Source organism: Thalassospira sp. ABL2_045 (assembly GCF_056161285.1).
Genome location: NZ_JBSWYV010000007.1, coordinates 93,136 through 115,206 on the forward strand (window position 1 = coordinate 93,136; position 22,071 = coordinate 115,206).

Sequence of the window (22,071 nt, forward strand, 5' to 3'; positions counted from 1 at the left end):
TCGAACATCACGAGCACCGCCTTCATGACCCTGCGCGTCCTGCCACAGAACCTGATCAACCAGATTGCCGCCGGTGAGGTGGTTGAACGTCCTGCGGCGGCGCTGAAGGAACTGGTGGAAAACGCGCTTGATGCCGGGGCGACCAAGGTGGATGTCAATCTGCGTGATGGTGGCCGCACGTTGCTGTCAGTTACCGATGACGGCAAGGGCATGACGCCCGATGAAATGGGACTGGCGGTCGAACGCCATGCGACCTCGAAACTGCCCGATGATGATCTTTTCAATATAGGCTTCATGGGCTTTCGCGGTGAGGCACTGCCATCCATCGGTTCGGTCTCGCGCATGCGCCTGACCAGCCGTGTGCGTGGCTCTGAAAATGCCTGGACGCTGGCGGTTGAAGGTGGGGCCAAGGGCGAACCGGAACCGGCCGCCCATCCCTATGGCACCCGGGTTGAGGTGCGTGATCTTTTCTATGCGACGCCTGCGCGCCTCAAGTTCCTGAAAACCGCCCGGACAGAACAGATGTATGCGCGCGAGATCATGGATCGCCTGGCCATGGCGCGCCCAGATGTCGGCTTTACGCTGAGTGGTGATAACAACAAGACGATCCTGAATTACCCGGCCTGCGAAGGCGATTTGTTTGATGCCCGCCTGAAACGGCTGGGCGCCGTGATGGGCCGCGAGTTTCAGGACAATGCCCTTCAGATCGAGGCAGAGCGCGAAGGCATTCGACTGACCGGCTATGCCGGGGTGCCGACCCTTAACCGTGGCAATGCCCAGATGCAGTTCATGTTCGTCAATGGCCGCCCGGTCAAGGATCGGCTGTTGCAGGGGGCTGTGCGCGGCGCCTATCAGGATTTCCTGGCGCGTGATCGCCATCCGTTGCTAGCCCTTTTCTTTGAACTGACGCCGCGCGATGTCGACGTCAACGTCCATCCCGGAAAGACCGAGGTCCGTTTCCGCGATCCCGGATTGGTGCGCGGGCTGATTGTCGGGGCCTTAAAACATGCGCTGGCCGGGGCAGGCCATCGGGCCTCGACGACGGTGGCCGATATGGCGCTGGGGGCTGTGCGCCGCGAAGGTGAGGGACCCTCACTTCCCTATGGTGGTGGTGCGCGCACTGGAAGTGGTGGAGGATTTAACATTGGTCAATATCAGCCAGGCGTGCCGGGCCATGCTGCCATTGAACGCGATTATGCCGCCCAGGCGCCGATGGACAACCAGGGTAATTATGGCGGTCTGTTTGATCGTGGCCGTGAGTTCGGCGGCGGCGGTGGTAGCGCTAACATCGCGGGCGGCGAAGGCGGTTTTGCTGCGGCCGCGGCGGCGGCCCTTTCGGGCGGATATGACGCGGCTGCGCCGTCTGCGCGCATTGATAACATTGCCGATGATGGCAAGTTTGTCGATCACCCACTAGGTGCGGCGCGCGGGCAGGTCCATGCCAACTACATCATCGCCCAGACGCGTGACGGTCTGGTGATTGTCGACCAGCACGCTGCCCACGAACGTATCGTCTATGAACGCATGAAGGCTGACCTTGCCGAAAGCGGTGTGAAGCGCCAGGGGCTATTACTGCCCGAGGTCGTCGAACTTGACGAGGCATCAGCAGATCGCATTGCCGAACGCGCCGAAGAATTCGCCGAGCTTGGTCTGGTGATCGAGCCGTTTGGGCCCGGCGCAATTATTGTGCGCGAAGTACCCGCCATGCTGGGCAAGGTCGATGTCAGCGCACTGGTGCGCGACATGGCCGATGAAATTGCCGAACTGGGGCAGGGCATGGCGCTGAAAGACCAGCTGATGTATGTCTGCGCGACCATGGCGTGCCACGGATCAGTGCGATCGGGGCGCAAGCTGAATGCCGATGAAATGAATGCGCTTTTGCGCCAGATGGAAGCAACGCCGCATTCCGGCCAGTGCAACCACGGCCGCCCGACCTATGTCGAACTGAAACTAAATGACATCGAAAAGATGTTTGGCCGCAGGTAGAAACGCATATGTCTGCGATCACGCTTCACATTGCCACGCCCAATGATGCGGATGCTGTGACCACACTGTTTAAGCGGTCCTATTCGACATTTTTGGTCGATGACTACGCACCCGATATTCTCGAACGTGGTATGGCCTTTCTGGCCCGGGCCAACCCGGACCTTCTGGCATCGGGCACCTATTATCTCGCCAAAACCGAAGCGGGCGATGTCGTTGGGGCTGGTGGCTGGACGCCGGTCCGGCCGGGCAGTGGTGAAGGCGATGTGCAATCCGGGTTGGCGCATGTCCGGCATTTCGCGGTCGATCCGGCTTATGCGCGCATGGGCGTTGCCAGCGTGCTGTTTGATCGCTGTGTGCAGGATGCCGAGGCGTCTGAAAACGTCACGCGCTTTGAATGCTATTCCACGCTGAGCGCCAGACGGTTTTATGAATCCCGCGGTTTTCGGATGATTGGCGATTTCGCCGCCCCCTTTGCCCCGGATTTCAGCTTTCCGAGCCTGCATATGGTCTGTGAGCTGGATTAATCGCGAAGCTTAAGATCGCGGGGCAGGCGGGTGTTGGCATTCACACGCGCCCGCTGGATTTGTTCGGCAAACAGGCCACGCGTGCCGCTCAGATCCGCATCCCGGAAGTCTGTCCCGGCCAGGTTGGTGCCACTGAAATCGCAATTTGGCAGCTGCATGCCCCGGAAGTTGGCGTTTGACAGGTCAGACCCCAAAAACACCGTATTGCGCACCATCGCTTTGTTAAACCGTGCCCCGGTCAGACGACTTGCCGCCAGATTGGCATTATCGAGGTTGCTTTCAACAAAGTCAGCCGCAATCAGGTTGCAGCGGCGCAATACTGCATCCTTGCAATTGGCGCGCTGGAAGCTGGCAAAGGGCAGGCCACAGCGGCTCAGGTCAATGCCTTCAAGCTCTGCCTCGCGTAGATCGGCATGCTCGATCGACATCACCGTGCCTTCGCGCCCGCCGGTATCGACCCAAAGCTTGTGACTGATCAGGGCTTCGTGCAGATCAATTTCAACAAGGTCTTCGTCCTCGGCTTCAAAATCTTCTTCTGCTTCGATCTCGTCTTCCGGAGGCTTAGACGGTTTGTCTTCGTTGCGCGCCGTTGCCGGGCTTAGGGCCTTACGCGCGGATTGCACGGCTTCGACGTTCTGGGTGCCGGTCTTCTTGTCGCGCGCGCTGGGGACATCGACAAGCTCGCCATCACCAAATGTCTGCCCGGCGCCATTAAGGCGCGGTTTGGTATCTGCGATATCAAGGTTGGTCGTCATGCCAATCGCAGGCGATGCCTTTGATGTTTTCGTTCGGGTGATCGGGCCCGCACCATCATTTTCCGGTTGTTTGGTGATCTCGGCACTTTCCGGAACGGTTACCGCAGGGGTGGGTGACTTTGTCTTGGTGGCGGGCTGTGCTGCTGCCACGGGGCTTGCACTTGCTGTTGGCTTTTTGGCGGGTTTTGCCCCGGCCGCTTTGGCAATGTCCTGCGGGCGGGCCGGACCGAAATAGTTTTCTTCCAATACGAAGCGGCGCGGACTTTTCAGGACCGTTTCAATGATCTTGGCAAGACGTTCGGGGTCGACCGGTTGGCGAAATACGCCTTCGATCCCGGCATCGACCGCATCGCGCATGCCACGCCGGTCCAGTTTCGGCGCACCCAGAAGGATCGGCACATCGCGCCCGTGCGGGTTGCTTGTCGATGCAGATTCGCGGATGGCGCGAATGGTGGAGATCCCGCGAATGCCATCAAGATAAAGACCGATCAACACCAGATCAGGCTTGAGCTCGGAAATCAGTTCGACCGTGCGTTCACGGTCGTCGCAATCAATGAATTTGCCAAAGCCAAGGGGTTCCACAGCCTTGCGCGCTGCGGTGATGTTACGTTCGCTGTAGTCCGAATACAGGATCGTCTTTTTCTTGTTGTCATGGCTTGCCATGATGCGTGTTGTCCCCTTCGCTCGCATATTCTGGCCGACCCGGATCTGCTGACAGATACCCGTCAGGGACCGGCCGGAATGCTAAATGTGCGCCGTCTTTCCGGCGTCTGATTGTTTTCGGCGCCACCGCTGTCCCCTGTGCCAATGTCGCCATCCCCAATATCGTCCCCGCCATCTGATGTCGGCGCGCCTGTGGTATTTCCGTCACCTGGGGCCGCCCCTTCGCGGTCATAGTTGGTCTCGACCATTTCAATGGTGATCTCGACCCGGCGGTTGGTGGCACGGCCTTCCGGGGTGTCATTGCTCATAAGTGGGCGGCTTTCGCCGTAACCCTGAATGACCATCCGTCCCGGATCCGTGCCGTTCTGATTGATCATGTAGTGCAAAACCGATGTCGCGCGCGCCGCTGACAGATCCCAGTTTGATATATAGGGAGAGGACGACGAAACCGGAATATCATCGGTATGGCCGGCGACCTGAATTTCGCCGTCGGTCTGGTTGATGACCGGCGCCACGCGGTTGAGGATGGCGGCAAATTCCTCGGTCATGCCCGATGAGCCGGACGGAAAGGCCAGTTCATTGGGGAAGCGCATGACCACTTCGCCGTCAATGCGCTCCAGCCCGACCTGATCCTGAAGTCCCATATTCTCAAGCACCGTGCTTAGCGTTTCTTCAAGCGCCTCGGCCTTCTCTTCCTTGCTGTCTGTTTCCTTGCTTTCAACTTCCGGCGTGTCGACCGGCGGGATGTCGGAAACCACGCGCGGGGTATCGGGTGTTGGTGCTTTAAGCGACTTGCCGACAATCGACCCGTCGAGCTCGATCACCCCGGCCAACTGATCCTGTTGGGAAAAACCGAATGCGGCCTTCACGGACCCGGCAATCTGTTTGTAGCGGATCACATCCATCTCCGCGAAGGTCAGCAACAGCACAAACAGAACAAGCAGCAACGACATCAGATCGGCGAACGTCGCCATCCAAGCCGGTGCGCCTGCTGCGGGTTTCTTTGCCATGGCTTATGCCCAGCCTGTTGCCTGGTTGCGCGCTGCCATCATGATCATTCTCCGCCGCCTTCTTCGTCGGCCGGCACACCGCCCGGAAGATAGGGACCGAGGATTTCTTTCATGACCATCGGGCTCTGGCTGGCCTGGATCTGAACGACCGATTCAATAACAAGCTGTTTGGTGTTTTTCAGACGGTCGACTTTCAAGGCAAGCTTGTCTGCGACCGGGATTGCAATCAGGTTGGCCAGAACGGCGCCATAAAACGTCGTCAGCATAGCAATCGCCATGGCTGGACCAATCGCATCCGGATCGGAAAGGTTGGCCAGCATCTGCACCAGACCAACAAGCGTGCCGATCATGCCAAAGGCAGGGGCGGTATCGCCGATACCGCGGAACATCAGTTCGCCAAGCTCGTCATTCTGGATTGATTTTTCTACCTCGCTTGAGATGGAGCTTCTGATGACCTCGCCACTGTGGCCGTCAACGCACATGCGGATGCCGCGTGCCATGATTTCATTTTCTATTTCGACGCTTTCAAGGCCGAGAAGACCGTTCTTGCGCACAATGCCGGCAAGTTCGATGGCTTTTTCATAGATCGAAAGCGGATCTTCCTTGGGGTTCTTGAACGCAATGCCGATGCCGATCTTGAGTGACTTGATCACATCGCGCATCGGGAATTTGATCAGGGTTGCCGCTGCTGTCCCGCCAAACACCACCATGATGGAAGGAACGTCGACAAAAGAATCAAGGCTGCCGCCCATCAAGATGGCGCCGAAAATAACGCCCATTCCGGCGATAATGCCAATAAGTGTCGCTATATCCATGTCGGTTTTTGGTATCCGGCTCTAAAAAACAGTTTCCTGAAACGTGCTGCTACATGGTGGTAAACAACACTTGGCGGGTCATAACGTGATCATTGGTCAGGCAACCATATAGATAAAATTCCCCTGCATGGGCGGTGAGTAGATGGAAATGAAACGCGCACTACACTCCTGAAATTGGGTTTGCGTATCCCGTTTTCCATATGCTTGCGATAACTTCCTGCCTCAATAGGCGAAAAGCGTCCCACAAACAGGCCCGCCAGATTGTAAAATTACGGCGTTGGTTTATCCGATGCTATACTTTTGGCGTTAAATGTTTGTTGCCAGACTTTCTCGCATGCCTCAACCCCACCTAAGAATAATAGGATCATATTCCTTTGGCAGGATTGTTCGATTTTACACCGGGCGCACGTCAAATAACAGGACCGCAATCCTTACATTTTCTGATGTTTGCAATGTCTTAAGCAGAAGTTTGGATCAAATTGGCGGCAGACCCTAGCCAAGCTCGAACGAAGAAATCCCGAAAATCATATCAAGATCAAGTTCGGGTGCCGGGCCCTTATACATTCGGGCGGTTTCAAATTCCGGCACCATGCCATGCTCGGTGGCCAGATCAACCGCCGCCTGATTGGGTTCGGGCACGTCGAGATAGACCTTGCCGCTCTGATCATCGCGGCTTTGCAAAAGGGCGCCAAACAGGGTTTTGGCATCCTCGGCATCGGGGGCGAAAAGCGGGCCGACCTTGTGGCCTTCCTGACAGGGGCGGATGACGCCATAGGCGCGCAATCCCATCGGCCCCTTAAGGGCAAGTGCCGTATGCTTTTCATTGCCGATCCAGCCACGCAGGAATTCGATCCGGCTTTCGGGAAACAGGTTGCAGGTCTGCTCAAACGCATCGACAATCGCGATGTCGTTGACTTCAAGGGTGAACAGATCATCCGGGGTGTCCACATCCACCTTGACGACACCGCCATAGCGGACATTGCGATGGGCAAATTCAAAGCCGGATTTACGGTAATTGTCCTGCTGATCAACCACACCATCAAGGCCAATGGTCTTAAGCACGCTGTCCTCAAGCACGGTCTGCCACAGGCGATAGCCAAGACCGGATCCGCGACGATCCGGACGGCAGATATAAAATCCTACAAACCCGAAATCCGAGCTGTACTGAACGGCCGAGATCGCAGCGGCCAGGCCCTGCTTGTCAAACGCGCCCCAGAAACCGTCGGTATCGGTATTGAAAAACACCTCCGCATCATTAAGGCCGGGGTTCCAGCCCTCTTTGGCGGCCCATTCAACGGCCAGGGGAAACTCGAATGATTTAAGACGGCGGATTTTGTCAGGCATCGCTTTGTTCAGACTTCCGGTAATCAGGTCAATCTCGGGCTCGCCGTGCAGGGGCAGGCAAGCGCATGTGCCAAACATCTATCACGCGCGATGAAAATCAATGATAATTTTTATTGAGAATGCCTATCATTGTTACTATTACGGTGGGTGCATTCCATTCCCGCCCCACCAACCGAGAACCTCATGTCGACATCGCTTCTGACGGCCAAGACACGCATCGCACTTCCGGACAGTGCGGCTCTGATCAAACAGACTGCCGATTTCTATCGTGAACACGATTGCGATGTGACGGGCGATGCGGCGCAAACGCGCATATCGGTCTCGATCGGTCATATCCAGCTGAGTGGCACCGACACCACGCTTGAGGTCGAAGTGGGGGCGACCACCGAAGTCGATGTCATGCAGATGAAGTCGGCGATCATATCGGTCCTGCAGGGCGCGGTTCCCGATGCCAATCTTGATTGCCGCTGGCAGGGCGCGGGCAAGGGCAATGGCAAACTTCCCAATTTCTGTGAACTGCGTGTTGGCGAAATCACCGATCTGTCACCGCATATGCGCCGCTTGCGTCTGCATGCTGATGATCTGGGGGCTTATGACAGTGACAGCATTCATGTGCGTCTTCTGATCCCGCCGCGCGGGCAGGAAAATCCGCAATGGCCGACCCTTGCCGAAAACGGCATGCCCGTCTGGCCCCGCGGTGAAAACACCATCGAACAGCGCGTCTATACCATCCGCGCCATGGATGCCAAGGCCGGCTGGATCGATGTCGATTTCGTCATGCACGGCGACAACGGACCGGGTTCGGCCTTTGCCATGCACGCGAGCGAAGGCGATGTTGTCGCCATGACCGGCCCGTTAGGAACCGCCTTGCCAGAAGCCGACTGGATGCTGTTGGCGGGGGATGAAACAGCCCTGCCGGCGATTGGGCGTTATCTGGCGGAAATGCCGGGTCACGTATCAGGCCATGCCTTTATTGAGGTCGGCAGCAAATCCGATGTCATTTCTGTTCCAACAGAAAGTCAGATACAGGTCACATGGCTGTTTCGCGATGAAGCCGGATCGGTCGAGCCCAGCCTGCTGCAGGATGCCATTCGATCTGTTGAACTGCCCACTAAGCTTGATTGGGTTTATTGCTGGGCCGGGGTGGAACAGGCGGATTACAAACCGATTCACACCTATTGGCGCAAGGAACTTGGGCTGGATCGGGAACAGTGCATCGCCATGACCTTCTGGCGCAAGGCAGGCCGGACAGCCAAGGGCTGATCAATCCGGATCATTTTAGCGGACCGTCGCGACCGATTGATGCAGGGTAGGCGAGAAATGCGCAATCGCGTCATCAAGCGTGATCAGGATTTCGCGCAGGAGCGGATCATTTTCCTGATCGGCGTCACCACGCAATTCGGTAATGGCACGGATCAGGTCGCGGTTGGTCGGATTGACCGCGGTGGCAATTGATTTCGCCCGTTGGCTGATCATCATGCGGACGCGTTTGAAGGCGGCTATTTCCGTCTTGGCATCAAGCGGCGCCTTTCCTTCCAAGACACGCTTAAGCGACAAGCCGGTCATGTGACTGGGCTCGGCCATCAGGGCCGACGTGATCATCCTAAATGCGATGATGTCGGTCGTCAGCTGATCGCGATTTTGCGGCGTTGCCAGTTCCTCAAACGCGAACAGATCGGCTTGATGTTCGTCCTGATAATCCTTTAGCACGTCGCCGCCGAAATGATCGGGCTGGCAGTGGCGCACCTCATGAAAGATCAGCCAACGAAAGGTCAGATCAGACGTGCTGGCATAATGAAGGTTTGAGCCAAACCAATTGCGCATCAGTTCGGCAAAGATTTCGGTATTGTTTTCCGGTGTGACCTTGGCCGGAACAAAGATCCGGCAGGTCGCCAGTGCCGCGTCATCCTTGCGCCCGGTGACCGTAAACGGCGAACGGGGCAATTTGGCAAAGGTCTGATCCGGATCCTTGATATTGCCAAGGCCGAGTGCGGTGTCGATCTTGCTCAGAAAATCCGCACGCCCGTCAAACACGGTCAGTTCGATATCGCCGAACTGGCGTAGCTCCGTTGCCAGTTGTTCTGTCTGGGCACGGCTTGCTGCCGCAATGGTCAGGACCAGTACAGCACTCAGAAGCAAATATTTAAGGCAAGTTCGTGCGAGACCACTCATCCCCACACTATGCCTGTGCTTGGGCAGCGGGGCCAGATGAAACAATCAGGCTTCGGCGTGTTGGCCGGTGCGTTTGCGTTGCGGACCAAACAGGCAGGTCAGGATCAGGATTACACCCGAAACCGTGGCGATCATGCCCGCGGCACTGACCGCATAGGGCGATCCGAACCAGCCGGGGCCATAGCCGGCAAAGACATACCCCAGAATGGCAGAGATGGTCGCAAAAACGACCGACCAGCCAACCTGGCGTCCCAATTGATTGGTCATCAGACGCGCGCTGGCGGGTGGGCAGACAAACATCGCGATCACAATGATCGACCCGACCGCATCAAAAGCTGCCACTGCCGCCACGGCTGTCGCGACAACCAGCGCAAAGCCAAGGGCGCGGGTACGGATACCAACCGCACCGGCAAAGGCCGCATCAAAGGTCGAGATTTTCAATTCTTTCCAGAACAGGAAAATGAACAGGGCAATGCCGACAAGAACAATCGCCAGCCGTGGCAATTGCGGGGGCAGGGTGGCCAGTGCTGCCGGATCAAGAAGCGATCCCCAACCCTCGGCATCAAACCAGATCAGGCTTTCAAGATTGCCCAGCAACGCGTGCTGCACATCGATATGCACCGAACTGGTATCGGTGATTTCAAGGAACAAAACGCCCGCGGCAAAGAGTGTTGTGAAAACCAGCCCCATGGCCGCACCCGGCTCAACCCGGCCCAGCCGTTTGACGATTTCAATCATGACCACCGCAACGATGGCGGCTGCACCCGCGCCAATCATCATTGGCACGGCGGTAATCGTGCCAGTCACCAGGAAGGCCGCAACAATCCCGGGAAGCACCACATGGCTGATCGCATCGCCAATCAGGGCTTGCCGGCGCAGCAACAGGAAATTGCCCGGAAGCGCACAGGCGATGGCGGCCAATGTGCCAATCACGATTGGCGTCAGGCTGAGCTGTACAAACTCCGCGCCAAGGGCTGTGATCAGATCATCGATCATGCCTTGGCTCCTTCCTGGCTGTTAATCATGCGATCAATCTCGGCGATCTGATCCGGTGTCATCATCCGTTCAATCGGGGTCAGCCCGTCATAACGTTCAATGGCGGAATCATCGGGCAGCATCCGGCGCGCCATCGCCCAGCGGGCTTCATCACGCGCGGCCTTTCCCGCAGCAATCCGGCCGCGCGCGGTGGCAACCCCGTCAGCACGGATCATCCCCGCACGGCGCAGGATGCGAATGGTCAGCCCGTCATAAATCGGTTCACGTCGTGCCAGTGACAGTAAGCCTTGGCGGCGATGCACGCGGCGCTGAAAACGCTGATGACGCAGGGCCGATGCCAGCCCGCCACGTAACGGCGAAAACAGGGCTGAAATCAAAAAGAAGCCAAAGGCGACCAGAACAATGATCGGCCCGGTCGGAAGCGACGCCTCGGCCGCCGACAACACGGCCCCGATATAACCGGACAAACCACCGACAAGGGCGGCGATGCCAATCATCTCGCCAACCTGGTTGGTCCAGAAGCGCGCAGCCACGGGGGGAATGATCAAAAGTGCGACAATCAGGATAAGTCCGACAATTTTAAGGCCAATCACCGTGACAATCAGGGCAAGCCCCATCATGGCAAGGTCGATATTGCGCACATTAACCCCGGTGGTCGCGGCATATTCCGGATCAAACGCCACCAGGGTCATTGGGCGCCGAAGGAGGAAGACAAATGCCGCCGCCAATGCCCCGGCAATTGCAATCGTGGTGGCTTCAGAAATCAGCATGCCAGCGGTGGAGCCAAGCAGGAAGTTCTCAAGCCCGGCCTGACGGCCTGATGACATGGTCTGGATCACGGTCAGAAGAACGATGCCAAAGCCAAAGAAAACCGACAGCACGGCGCCAATCGCGGCATCCTCGGTCAGGCGGGTTTTGCGTGTGATCCACTCGACCATCAAAAGCCCGATGGCCGATGAAATTGCTGATCCCAGAACAAGGCCCGGCAACCAGCGCCCGTCGCTGCCAAACGCCACCATGATGATAAAGGCAAGGCCGACACCGGGCAGGGTGGCGTGACTGATGGCATCGGAAACAAGCGCGCGCTTGCGTAGGAAAATAAACGCCCCGGCACTCCCGGCCGACAGGCCAAGCAGCCCCGCGCCAATCGCAACCAGCGCGCTGTTATAGCCCGCCTGCAGGAAAAGGGCGCTTATGAAATAATCAACAAACCCCATGTCACTCAGGCCAGATGCAGTTCATCGATATGGGTGGTGGCAAGCCGCCCGCCATAGGTTTCCTGAAGGTTCTCGGCCGTGAAGGTCGTATCAACCGGGCCTTCGGCAATGCGGCGCACATTGATCAGAAGAACCCGATCAAAATATTCCGCCACCGTCGAAAGATCGTGATGTACACAGACCACCGTGCGGCCTTCGGCTTTAAGCTCTTTCAGCACGGAAACAATCGCGCGTTCGGTTGCGGCATCAACGCCGGCAAACGGCTCATCCAGAAGATAGAACTCCGCATTCTGGGCCAAAGCACGGGCGAGGAAAACGCGTTGCTGCTGACCGCCCGAAAGCTGACCGATCTGGCGGTCTGCGAAATCAGCCATGCCGACACGTTTCAGGCAGTCCATTGCCTGGTCGCGGTGGCGCGCCCGCCACAGGCGAAACAGCCCAACCGACCCGTATAGCCCCATCAGGACAACATCAATCACGCGTGCCGGGAAATCCCAATCGACACTGGCGCGCTGCGGGACATAAGCAACGCGATCACGGGCGTCCTCAAACAGTTTGCCAAAAATGCGGACTTCACCGGAAAGGCGCGGCACCACACCCAGTGCACCTTTGAGGAAAGTCGATTTCCCGGCGCCATTGGGGCCAATAATGGCGGTCATCGAACCCGCCGGGATCGATGCATCAACGGAGAAAACAGCCGGCTTATTGCCATAAGACACGGTCAGGCCACGTACCGTCAGCGGTGCATCCTTTGCCGCGACGTCGAGTATCTTGCCTGACTCTGCAACCAGTTTGGCGCTGCTCATGGGTATCGTCCTGTTTCGTTTTGCGTCGTGTCGCTCGGGTTAAATCCAACCGGCCTTATGATCCGGCGGCAAGCTTGCCCTGAAAACCGCCTTCGGGGGCGTCACCACCAAGGGCGCGGGTGATCAATGTTGCATTGTGATCAAGCATGCCGATATAGGTGCCTTCATAGGTGCCCGGTTCGCCCATCGCATCAGAATAAAGTGTACCACCAATCGTAACGTCCTGGCCACGGGCCTCGGCCCCTTCGATCAGGGCGCGGACATTGCGCTCCGGGACGGAGCTTTCAACAAACACGGCTGAAATCTTGCGCTCGACAATGGTGTTGACCAGGTCCTCCACCCGGCGCAGGCCAGCTTCGGATTCCGTTGAGATGCCCTGAATGCCCAGTACGTTAAAATCATAGCCGCGTCCGAAATAGCTAAAGGCATCATGTGCCGTCAACAGCACGCGGCTTTGCTTTGGCACCGTGGCGGTGACCTTTGACATATAGTCGATCAGCTTTTCGATCTCGGCAATGTGCGCGCTAGCGTTGGCGGAATAGGTTGCTTCACCCTCGGGATCGGTTTTGATCAGCGCATCGCGCACCGTAGAAACCACCGTTTCCCAAAGCTTCGGGTCCATCCAGACATGTGGATCAAACCGGCCATCATAGTCGGCATGGCTCAAAAGCTTGTCACGCGCCACAGCTTCGCCAACCGCAATCACATTGCGGCGCTTTTCAAGATCAAGGAAAAATTCTTCAAGCTGCGCTTCGAGATACAACCCATGCCACAGCACAAGATCGGCCCGCGCCAAAGCAGAGATATCGCTTCGGGTCTGACGATAGGAATGCGGATCCACGCCCGGCCCCATCAGCGCCTTGACCTCGGCCCGGTCACCGGCGACCTGGCGGGCGGCATCGGCAATCATCGAAGTTGTCGCAACCACATTCAGCGGTTTTGCATATGACGTACTCGCCCCTGCAATCACGGCGACGGCAAGAAGGGCGAGGCAGAGTGTAAGATGGCGAAGGGTGGAGAAATGCAGCATCAGGGTATCCGGCAGCAAATTGGAATTACTCTGGTGAATATCCCCTATTTATGTGCGGACTTTTAAAGTTAGTCAAGGCTAAATTGCTATTTGCATGCTTACTTGTTATGAAGAATGCAGGAGTCTGAAGTGGAGAGATCAATGGGCGAAGACACGCCGCTTAACCCGCGTCACAACAAGGCCGAAGTGTTCGCACGCTTGCGCGATGCACATGCTCGCGAAGTGACCGAAGACTACGTCGAAATGATCGGTGATCTGATCGCCGAGCAGGGCGAAGCGCGCTCGGTCGCCTTGGCCGAGCGCTTTGGCGTGACGGCAGCGACGGTCAATAACACGATTAAACGACTGGAACGCGACGGCTACGTCACTTCGCGCCCCTACCGCTCAATTTTCCTGACAGAAAAAGGCGAAACGCTCGCCAAAAAATGTCGCGAACGCCACCAGATCGTCTATAACTTCCTCGTTTCCATCGGTGTCGATCCCGAGATTGCAGAGTTCGATGCCGAGGGTATCGAGCATCATGTGAGTAAGGAGACGTTGGCGGTGTTTGTAGAGGTTTCCAGCGGCCGTGCCGGCTGACCACCTGTCGCGCTGGAGTAGTTCAGTTATACTCAACTGAATTCTGTCGGCTCCACATGGCCAGATTAAGCCAGCGCCAGACCTGCCGGTTAAACCCTTTCCCCTTAGCGATATCGTGCTTAAACTGTTTTCGCGCAGCCTTGATGTCAAAAAAAGGGATTTCGAGTTCTCTTGCCGATTCCAGCAATTCATCAACAATATTTTTGCTCTCACCAAACCACCGGTCTTCAGGTGTAGCAAAACCGATTTTGTCGCGTCTTGTAAGAATCGGTTCGGGCACAAGGTCAGCCACGGCGTCGCGGAATATAGCCTTGTTTCGGCCATTTGCATCAATCAACCATTCTTCAGGTAGTTTTTGAGCAAACTCCACTAATGGCAGAGACAGGTATGGCACACGGCTTTCAACCGAAAAATGCATGCTGTTTCGGTCTTCATAGCGCAGTAGTCCGGGCAAATTGTTCCGCACAACATCCTGGTGCAGGGCATCAGAAAGATTGTCTTGAAGGCCGCTGATGGGTGAGTAGTTAGCAACCGCACCAGCGCGGTCAAACCAATCCCAATCAACGACCTTTCTTTGATTGTTTTGGGCGTAATATTTATGAATCAGGGACCCAATGGTCTCAGGTATCAGTCGGGCCAGACTTCGCAGAACGATATTTACCCTGCTGCCCTGGTTATGGTGTCCAAGTGCGTTGAGCAAACTGATTGCCTGGCTAAATTTCCCCACCTTCACAAGACCTGCAATTCGTGCGGCGTAATAGGGTAAATAACCGGCGAAAATTTCGTCGGCACCCTGACCATCAAGTACGACTGTCTGACGGTCTGCGTGGATGGCATTGAATATGCAAAACTGGGCAAAGATGCTTGTGCTGCCAAATGGCTCATCCTGTAGGCCAACCAATGTTTCCAGATCTCGAAATAGGTCCTGAGGTGAGGCGCTAATCTTTTGCGATACACAGCCGTATCGATCAATTACCAAGTCGGCCCATTTGGTCTCATCGCAACTATCGCCGGGACTTACGAAACTGTAACAACGGATCGGGTCGGTGGAGCCCGCTGTATGCATCGCGCCAACAATTGCGCTGGAATCAAGGCCGCCCGATAGTAATGCGCCGTAACCCACGTCACTGCGCATGTGAATTCGAACAGACTCCAGAAAAAGGTTCCGCAGCTCAGAGACTGCTTCTTCACGAGAGATATCAGAAGGTTTCAGTCGATCAGCTTGAGGCTTGAGGAATGAATAGGCTTCTAGTTGATGGGGCGTATCAATCGCGAATTCCAGATAATGCCCCGGAGGAACCGAGTTAATCTCTTTAAAGAAACTAGAGTCCTCGCAGTTTACCAGTCCCATCGCCAAGTAATCGCGAACCGTTTTGAGGTTAGCCTGGCGTGTAATTCCAGGCCAATTGAGCATAGCCTTAATTTCGGAGGCAAAGACCAAGCCATTTGAAGGAGTTGCATAAAACAAAGGCTTTATGCCAAATGCATCACGACCGAGCACGACCTGCCGACTGTATTGATCAATCAGGCAAAAGGCGAACATACCAATTGCGCGATAGCATGCTTTTTTTGGACCCCAAGTTATCAGAGCTTGCAACAGGACTTCGGTATCCGAAGCGGTGTGGAATTTGCAACCTTCCTGTTCTAACTCCCTCCGTAATTCCAGATAGTTATAAATCTCGCCATTGTAGATAAAAAGATATCGACCATCTGAGCTGAGCATCGGTTGATTGGATCGGGCAGCGGTGTCGATAATGGAGAGACGGCGATGCATGACACCAAGTTGTGGCGCAGGTTCAGGGGCTTCCTCTAGGGACTTGTCATTAAGGTGCAGGTTAAAACCGGTGTTTTGGGCCCATATCGCATACCCTGCATTATCCGGTCCACGATGTGACAAATTTGCAGCAAATTGCTGCAATTGTCTGCGCCAGCCACTGACGTGACTGTCGGGCTTAAGGCAATATCCTGCGATCCCGCACATCAGATTTCGTTCCCGGAAATCAGAGATTCAAATTTATCAGCCACTTGCTTTGCCTGAACTGGAAAGTGAGCTGTTTTTTTGACGAGAGCAGCACCAGCATGCGCATTTTTTTCAGCTTTTCTGGGATTATTTAGCAGTTCAGTTATGCTATCGGCAATTGCTTGGGTATCGGATTTTACGAATGTGGCGGTCTCTCCATCGCTAAAGAGTTCACGATAGTGATCAAGCTCGCTTACTATGACGGGCTTCTCACAGGCCATTGCCTCAAGTACAGACTGAGGCATGCCATCTGACGAAGGAATACTGATCACAACGTCAGCGGCATTATAGGCGCCGACCATTTCGTGTCTTTGGAGGGGGCCGGTAATACTCACATTCTCCCGTAGCCCCAATCTATCAATTTGGTCTTCGATCTTTGCTGCGTAAGATTCTTCGCGACCGAACCCAGAAAGGATCAGATGCGCGTCGGGGCATTTGGCAAGCACGGCTGGCAATGCATTGATGATCAGATGTTGATTGTACAGTTGATTGAGCATCCGGGGACAATAAACGACACGTCGTTTGTTCGGGATACCCAAACTGTCGCGGTATTCTTTACCAGCCTGAACAGAAGGGTGAAACAAGTCGGGCTCTACCCCCCAATAGATTACATCGACACAATCCGGGCGGACACCGAATGTTTTAAGTGTATCCGCAAGGTGCTGTGATTTGGCTGTAATGTAATCGGCACGACGCAGAGATAGTCGTGTAAGAAAGCGTCCCACTCCCCCTAGAGATCCTTGCTCTGCAAACAAAACATCTCCGCCCATTACAGTGATGGCGAGCGGTTTGCGGTTTAAGACGGCAGCAAGCCAAGTCCCATATTCAGCGGCATAATGGGCGTGAACCAAGTTTGCGCGGAGCGTTAGCAGTAATCGTGCACAGGCGAGCAGGCTACGAACTTTCCCGAATGCTCCTTTACCCCTCGCAGTTGAAATGATTTTGATGTCGTTTGGATGGGACTTCGCCTCGACCGGGCTCACCATTGTTACATCCCACCCTAGGGTGGCGAAAACCCTGGCTCGCGCAAGAACATGCGGGCTTGTAGCCGCGCCAAGTACTAGCAAAGAATGACGATGCTTTTTGGTCATTCCACCCATCTGTCTTTCCACGCCTGATACATCAAGACTGTCCAGAGCTTAACTTCGTTGTTGGATTTTCCTGATTTATGTTCATCCCATGCGGCTCGAACAGGGCCGGGGTCAATAAATCCATCATGTCCCAGCTTGGCGGGAGATAACAAATCCTCTACCCAGTCATTGAGTGGACCAGACAACCACTGTCCTATAGGAATTCCAAAACCCTGTTTTGGGCGTTCAAATAGCGAACGTGGTACGTAGCGGGAGAGAATATCTCGCAGAATTCGTTTACCTTTTCCGTTGTGAACACGCATCTCGCGCGGCAAGGTGAAGGCGAACTCTGCAACCCGATGGTCCAGAAGAGGAACTCTTGCTTCGAGGCTGGTAGCCATACTTGCCCTATCAACTTTCGTCAGTATGTCGTCAACGAGGTAAGTCATCATGTCGAGAAACTGCATGCGCTCCATCAAGTTTGGCATACTCTCTACCAATGCTTGATCCCACAAGAGCCCATTTGGTTCATTTGCACCACGAACGATTTGATCTGGGGAATGCCAGACCGATACAAGTCTGCGGAACAAGGCCATCTCGTCCTCAAGCTCAAGGATTTCGGCAACCTTCTTTATCTTTTTTGCCAAGTGAGGGACTCTGGCAACTGCTGACAAACTGCTCCAAACATCTTCGTTGGGCATACTAAGCACTTTTGCCATAACCGAGCGCAGCGGTGAGGGCAGCAGGTTGCGTTTTCGGTTTATTTTATCGCCCCAGAAATATCGCTCGTAGCCAGTGAAAAGCTCGTCGCCACCATCACCTGACAAACTTACTGTCACGTGCTCTCGCGCCATTCTAGACACCAGGAATGTCGGGATCTGTGAGGAATCAGCAAACGGTTCATCATAAAAATTCGCAAGGTCGGGAATGACGGAACGGGCGTCTTCCGGGGTGATGTAAAGCTCAGTGTGATCGGTGCCGAGGTGTTTTGCGATAGCAGCAGCGTGCTCCGCCTCGTTATAACCCTCAACATCCATCCCGATTGAGAAGCTACGCACCGGTCGATCACTTTGGCTTTGCATAAGGGCTACAACAAGTGACGAGTCTATGCCGCCTGACAAAAAGGCACCAAGCGGAACATCCGCAACCATTCGACGGCCTATGGCATCACGCAGCAAGCCTTCAAGGTGATCTTTCGCAGCGGCATAACCCTCCGTCCAAGGATTTTTCGTGCCATCGAGAGCATGCTGTTGCATATCCCAGTAGCAGTGCTCCTTAACGGCCTTGCCTTTGGATACATGAATGATATGCCCAGGGCGGCACTTTTTGATGTCCTGGAAAATAGAGTTTGGCGCTGGGACATAATTGAACCGCAAATATGACGAAAGGGCATCAGGGCATATGTCAAACTTCCAGTCTTGGTAGGCTTTCAATGCCTTTAATTCGGATCCGAACAAGACAAGATCGCCGCGTTGCCCCCAATAAAGTGGCTTAATGCCCAATCGGTCGCGAACAAGCCAACATTCTTTGGTTGCCTTATCCCAGAACGCGAAGGCGAACATTCCGATCAGGTGGCTGACGGTTTCATAAACGCCCAAACGCGCACAACATTCGAGAATGACCTCTGTGTCCGAATGACCTTTCCAGTCAATAATATCACTCCCCGTAAGCAATTGCTTCAAGGCGTCGCTGTTATAGACTTCCCCATTATATGCAATCACGTATCGCCCACAGCTGGAATGCATGGGTTGGCTACCGGCTTCGGAAAGATCAATAACCGCTAGTCTCGCATGTGCTAGACCAATTTCGCCAGTGTCAGATGCCCAAGCTGTTTGGGCATCTGGGCCACGGCGCCGCATGCTGTTGGCCATAGAATGGGCCACTCGATTTGCATGGTCACTCGGTATGCCGTCGTAGTTTACGAAACCGGCGAACCCGCACATAGATCAGCCCTTTTCCGATTTATCGTTGATGGTTTCTCTTGGCGCTTCTGCTGTTGCGACCAAGCCATTCGGTCCTCGTCGGACCCATATGTTCTCTAATGATGCCGCTTCATGCCAACCTTGATAGGTCGCTGGCGTTTGTGGGATGTCGAATGCAGGTGAGAGCATGTCAAAGGTATCAAGCAATGCCCACTCCTTGAGTGTTGCATCGTCCGCATCCGGCATTTGTACGGCATAATCCGCTATTAAGAGACGCCAGTTTAAAGCTTCACCAATTACCGGGACTTTGCGTATCAATCGAGCCAACGGCCACATAACATCTATGTAGATTTTACACCATTGATACAGCTTCTTAGGGGCAACCTTCCGGGTCACCGGTCTCACCCAGTAGCGCGTGTTCAAGTAAAACCGCATCAAGGATTTCAGATAGACATCGGTCGCGATTTTTCCGCCAGGTTTGATCATTTTCACCAGGCTTTTGAATGAGGCCTGTGGATCTGGGGTATGTTGCAAAACGCCAAAGCAGAATACTTTGTCGAAAGACGCGGGCTCAAACGGCATCTCGTATATATTGGCCTGCAAGAGCAAGAGGTTTTCGTGCATACCGTTGTTTGCCATGTTGGAAGCAACAGCATCGCTATAATCAAAAGAAATGACTATTGCGCCTGTGGCAAGCAAATGCTCTGTAAAACGACCGCTGCCTGACCCAGCTTCAAGTATTAAATCTCCCTTGAGATCGCGGTCCCAACCCGTTACGTCGAAGACACGGTCTTCGGACATCTTGTGGCCTGCATCGGCATCAAACTGTGTACGTGCGTGTATTTTCCATTCAAGCCCGAAATTATCAGCGTAGTTTCCTTCCTCCACGAACCGTGGCACGAAGTTAATAATCGGCCAACTATCACCGGATCCATTGTGCAAACTTCCGGTTTTGACCCGTCCATTTGCTTCTTCTGTGATCTCGATTGTAAGTGAGTTACCCGTTTTCGGGCAGCGCAAATAGGAAACAAATTCAGGCTTCATCTATAATTCAACTGGTTAGGGTCAAAGACGCCAATTTCTCTGCTGTTTACACCAGATCGTAAATGCGTGCCATGAAAACCCTGCTAGAGGAGAGCTGTAATCACTTTACTAAGAGGTTACTGCCATATCAGACTTCAAACATAGACAGGTTTTCCCGTCCCCAGGCCGATAACATCAGGATTGGCCAAAGTTCACCTTCAAGGTTTGCACCTCGCTGATGATCTTCAAAGCTTTTCTCTATTTCTGTCATGTCGAGCCGGTTTCGAAGCGTTGCGGGCATCTCTTCAATTTGTTCTGTTGCCCACTTTCTAAGATCGCCACGCAGCCATTCCCGGATTGGCGGATCAAAACCCTGTTTCGGGCGATCAACCAGTTCGGTAGGCACGTGGTCATACAAGATATCGCGCAGTACAGTTTTTAGTCGGCCACCATCCCCTTCGTTCCAAGATTGCGGCAATGACCAGCAAAGTCTTGCAAGTTCGCGGTTGAGAAACGGGGTGCGCGTTTCGAGAGATGTACTCATTGCAGCACGATCGACTTTTACCATCAGATCTTCAGGCAGGTAACAAAGGCTGTCAGCAACCATCAGGCTATTTCCAACAGGCAACAACGCGACTGTCTCTGATGACAGCGGCCAGATATCATCGATGACCATAGTATCATTAAGGTAAGCAGGGTTGAGAGGTAGGCTGTGACGCCAGAAGCTGCTGTGATGATGATTGTAGGCAGACAGAGTATCTGCGTTGTCGCGCAGCATTTTTGTGTAGCTTCGCCGAGCCTTGACACTTGGTTTGCCACGCAAAAGGCCCATTGCGTTGTCTAACTGTTTCCATGGGAAAAGCCTATGCCGAGAACCGCGTTTAGAAACTGTGCGGCTGTCCCAGCCTAATTTAACAGTCGCGTAGCGGCTGTAGCCAAAGAAGAATTCGTCGCCACCGTCCCCGGAGAGGGCGACGGTCACATGATCTCGGGTCTTTCGGCAAAGAAGCAGAGTTGGGATCTGGGATGGGTCGGCGAAAGGTTCGTCCCAGATATGGGCGAGTTGAGGAACCAGTTTTGCAGCCTCCTCGGCTGATCCAAGAACCTCGTGATGGGCGGTTCCAAGGTGGTCAGCAACCTTACGAGCATGATCTGCTTCGTTATAGCGCGGGTCGTCAAATCGTATTGTGTAGCTTCCGACTTGCCCGGTTGATGCTTTCGCAGCCAATGCAGTGACCAGAGACGAATCAATGCCGCCTGAGAGGAAGCAGCCAAGTGGTGTATCCGCAATCAGGCGTCTTTGGGCGAGTGTTTCGAGCATCTCGGATATAAGTGCCTTGGCGTCTGCACGTGATCCATTGAACGGATTTGCTTGGGCGTTGAGCGCTTCCTGTTCTCCATTCCAGTACTGGTGGTGACTGGGGTTGTTGCCGGCTTTGATTGACCAGCGAACATATTCGCCCGCGCGAAGTTTACGGACGTGCTTCCAGATTGTTCTTGGTGCAGGGATATATCGATGGCGCAGGAAACTCGCGAGTGCGCTGTCATCTATCTCGCCATTCGGAACACCAAGCGGGGGCAATGCCTTAATTTCTGACGCAAAGGCCACTGCATCGCCAAACGCAGCAAAGTACAGAGGCTTTTCTCCAAATGGGTCGCGAACAAGAGTCAGTGCCTGATCCTTCTTGTCCCAAATAGCAAATGCAAACATCCCATCGAGTAGCGATAGCGTCTTGTCCAATCCCCAATGGGCAATCGCTGAAACTAGCGTTTCTGTGTCAGAATGCCCGCGCCAATCCCGGTAAGATGGCTCTTCGGTCTCCAGAGCACGTCTCAGGTCTAGGTGATTGTATATTTCACCGTTAAAGGCGATGACATATCGACCGCAAGGTGACTGCATTGGTTGATGGCCTGCCTCGCTCAGGTCTTGAATAGCAAGGCGTCGAAAAGCCAGCCCAATATGGCCGCTGGCATCGGTCCAGAAGCCTTCGTCATCAGGTCCACGATGCAAGATCGTATTTCCGGCCGCGTGCAATTGCCCGACAAGTCGGTTGCGATCCATCACTGTGTTGGCCTGATAAAGGCCTGCAAAACCACACATAGTTTCCTGCTTTCTCAAGCTTTCAGACAGTGTTTTAC

General features: G+C 54.6%; 18 protein-coding genes. 4 read left to right on the forward strand and 14 right to left on the reverse strand.

Annotated elements, in window-relative coordinates; all coding sequences use genetic code 11:
• The first annotated feature begins 24 nt into the window (after positions 1-24).
• A complete protein-coding gene (mutL, locus tag ACXAIA_RS11805; RefSeq protein WP_475349496.1) occupies positions 25-1,986 on the forward strand; it encodes a DNA mismatch repair endonuclease MutL in 1,962 nt (653 codons plus the stop codon).
• A gap of 8 nt (positions 1,987-1,994) precedes the next feature.
• The gene (locus ACXAIA_RS11810; protein WP_475349497.1) at positions 1,995-2,510 is read left to right on the forward strand and encodes a GNAT family N-acetyltransferase; all 516 of its coding nucleotides are present in this window, start codon (positions 1,995-1,997) and stop codon (positions 2,508-2,510) included.
• Here the strand turns inward: ACXAIA_RS11810 and ACXAIA_RS11815 are convergent.
• From ACXAIA_RS11815 to ACXAIA_RS11830, 4 genes are all read right to left on the reverse strand, one after another.
• Positions 2,507-3,928, reverse strand: coding sequence for a pentapeptide repeat-containing protein (locus ACXAIA_RS11815; protein ID WP_475349498.1), 1,422 nt, complete (start codon positions 3,926-3,928; stop codon positions 2,507-2,509). The genes ACXAIA_RS11810 and ACXAIA_RS11815 overlap by 4 nt on opposite strands.
• Positions 3,929-3,990: 62 nt before the next feature.
• Entirely contained in the window at positions 3,991-4,938 is a 948-nt protein-coding gene (locus ACXAIA_RS11820; RefSeq protein WP_475349499.1) for an OmpA family protein, read from the reverse strand.
• Between the two features lie 44 nt (positions 4,939-4,982).
• Complete coding sequence (locus ACXAIA_RS11825) at positions 4,983-5,753, reverse strand: motility protein A (protein WP_475349500.1); 771 nt, start codon at positions 5,751-5,753, stop codon at positions 4,983-4,985.
• 492 nt (positions 5,754-6,245) lie between these two features.
• Positions 6,246-7,097 (reverse strand): GNAT family N-acetyltransferase, encoded by an 852-nt coding sequence (locus ACXAIA_RS11830; RefSeq protein ID WP_475349501.1) that lies wholly within the window; start codon positions 7,095-7,097, stop codon positions 6,246-6,248.
• 183 nt (positions 7,098-7,280) lie between these two features.
• Between ACXAIA_RS11830 and ACXAIA_RS11835 the strand changes: the two genes are divergently transcribed.
• Positions 7,281-8,360, forward strand: coding sequence for a siderophore-interacting protein (locus ACXAIA_RS11835; RefSeq protein WP_475349502.1), 1,080 nt, complete (start codon positions 7,281-7,283; stop codon positions 8,358-8,360).
• A gap of 15 nt (positions 8,361-8,375) precedes the next feature.
• On the opposite strand, the gene ACXAIA_RS11840 is transcribed toward ACXAIA_RS11835, so the two are convergent.
• From ACXAIA_RS11840 to ACXAIA_RS11860, 5 genes are read right to left on the reverse strand one after another with little or no spacing between them, the layout of a single operon-like run.
• Positions 8,376-9,269: a hypothetical protein gene (locus ACXAIA_RS11840; protein WP_475349503.1), complete on the reverse strand. Its 894-nt coding sequence runs from the start codon at positions 9,267-9,269 to the stop codon at positions 8,376-8,378.
• 45 nt (positions 9,270-9,314) lie between these two features.
• A complete protein-coding gene (locus tag ACXAIA_RS11845; RefSeq protein ID WP_475349504.1) occupies positions 9,315-10,265 on the reverse strand; it encodes a metal ABC transporter permease in 951 nt (316 codons plus the stop codon).
• Positions 10,262-11,482, reverse strand: coding sequence for a metal ABC transporter permease (locus ACXAIA_RS11850; RefSeq protein ID WP_475349505.1), 1,221 nt, complete (start codon positions 11,480-11,482; stop codon positions 10,262-10,264). Before ACXAIA_RS11850 ends, ACXAIA_RS11845 begins: the two co-directional genes overlap by 4 nt.
• Positions 11,483-11,487: 5 nt before the next feature.
• Positions 11,488-12,288, reverse strand: a complete 801-nt coding sequence (locus tag ACXAIA_RS11855) for a metal ABC transporter ATP-binding protein (RefSeq protein WP_475349506.1) — start codon at positions 12,286-12,288, stop codon at positions 11,488-11,490.
• Positions 12,289-12,343: 55 nt separating this feature from the next.
• Complete coding sequence (locus ACXAIA_RS11860) at positions 12,344-13,318, reverse strand: metal ABC transporter solute-binding protein, Zn/Mn family (protein ID WP_475349507.1); 975 nt, start codon at positions 13,316-13,318, stop codon at positions 12,344-12,346.
• A gap of 114 nt (positions 13,319-13,432) precedes the next feature.
• Between ACXAIA_RS11860 and mntR the strand changes: the two genes are divergently transcribed.
• Positions 13,433-13,897 carry a manganese-binding transcriptional regulator MntR gene (gene mntR, locus ACXAIA_RS11865; protein WP_475349508.1) on the forward strand — a complete coding sequence of 155 codons (465 nt, stop codon included), beginning with the start codon at positions 13,433-13,435 and terminating at the stop codon, positions 13,895-13,897.
• Positions 13,898-13,919: 22 nt separating this feature from the next.
• Here the strand turns inward: mntR and asnB (ACXAIA_RS11870) are convergent, their stop codons facing one another.
• The 5 genes from asnB (ACXAIA_RS11870) to asnB (ACXAIA_RS11890) form a co-directional block, all read right to left on the reverse strand.
• Positions 13,920-15,878 (reverse strand): asparagine synthase (glutamine-hydrolyzing), encoded by a 1,959-nt coding sequence (gene asnB, locus ACXAIA_RS11870; RefSeq protein WP_475349509.1) that lies wholly within the window; start codon positions 15,876-15,878, stop codon positions 13,920-13,922.
• A complete protein-coding gene (locus tag ACXAIA_RS11875; RefSeq protein ID WP_475349510.1) occupies positions 15,878-17,017 on the reverse strand; it encodes a glycosyltransferase family 4 protein in 1,140 nt (379 codons plus the stop codon). Before ACXAIA_RS11875 ends, asnB (ACXAIA_RS11870) begins: the two co-directional genes overlap by 1 nt.
• Entirely contained in the window at positions 17,005-18,930 is a 1,926-nt protein-coding gene (gene asnB, locus ACXAIA_RS11880; protein WP_475349511.1) for an asparagine synthase (glutamine-hydrolyzing), read from the reverse strand. Before asnB (ACXAIA_RS11880) ends, ACXAIA_RS11875 begins: the two co-directional genes overlap by 13 nt.
• Positions 18,931-18,933: 3 nt before the next feature.
• Entirely contained in the window at positions 18,934-19,953 is a 1,020-nt protein-coding gene (locus ACXAIA_RS11885) for a class I SAM-dependent methyltransferase (protein WP_475349512.1), read from the reverse strand.
• A 127-nt stretch (positions 19,954-20,080) separates the two neighbouring features.
• A complete protein-coding gene (asnB, locus tag ACXAIA_RS11890; protein ID WP_475349513.1) occupies positions 20,081-22,033 on the reverse strand; it encodes an asparagine synthase (glutamine-hydrolyzing) in 1,953 nt (650 codons plus the stop codon).
• Positions 22,034-22,071 lie beyond the last annotated feature (38 nt).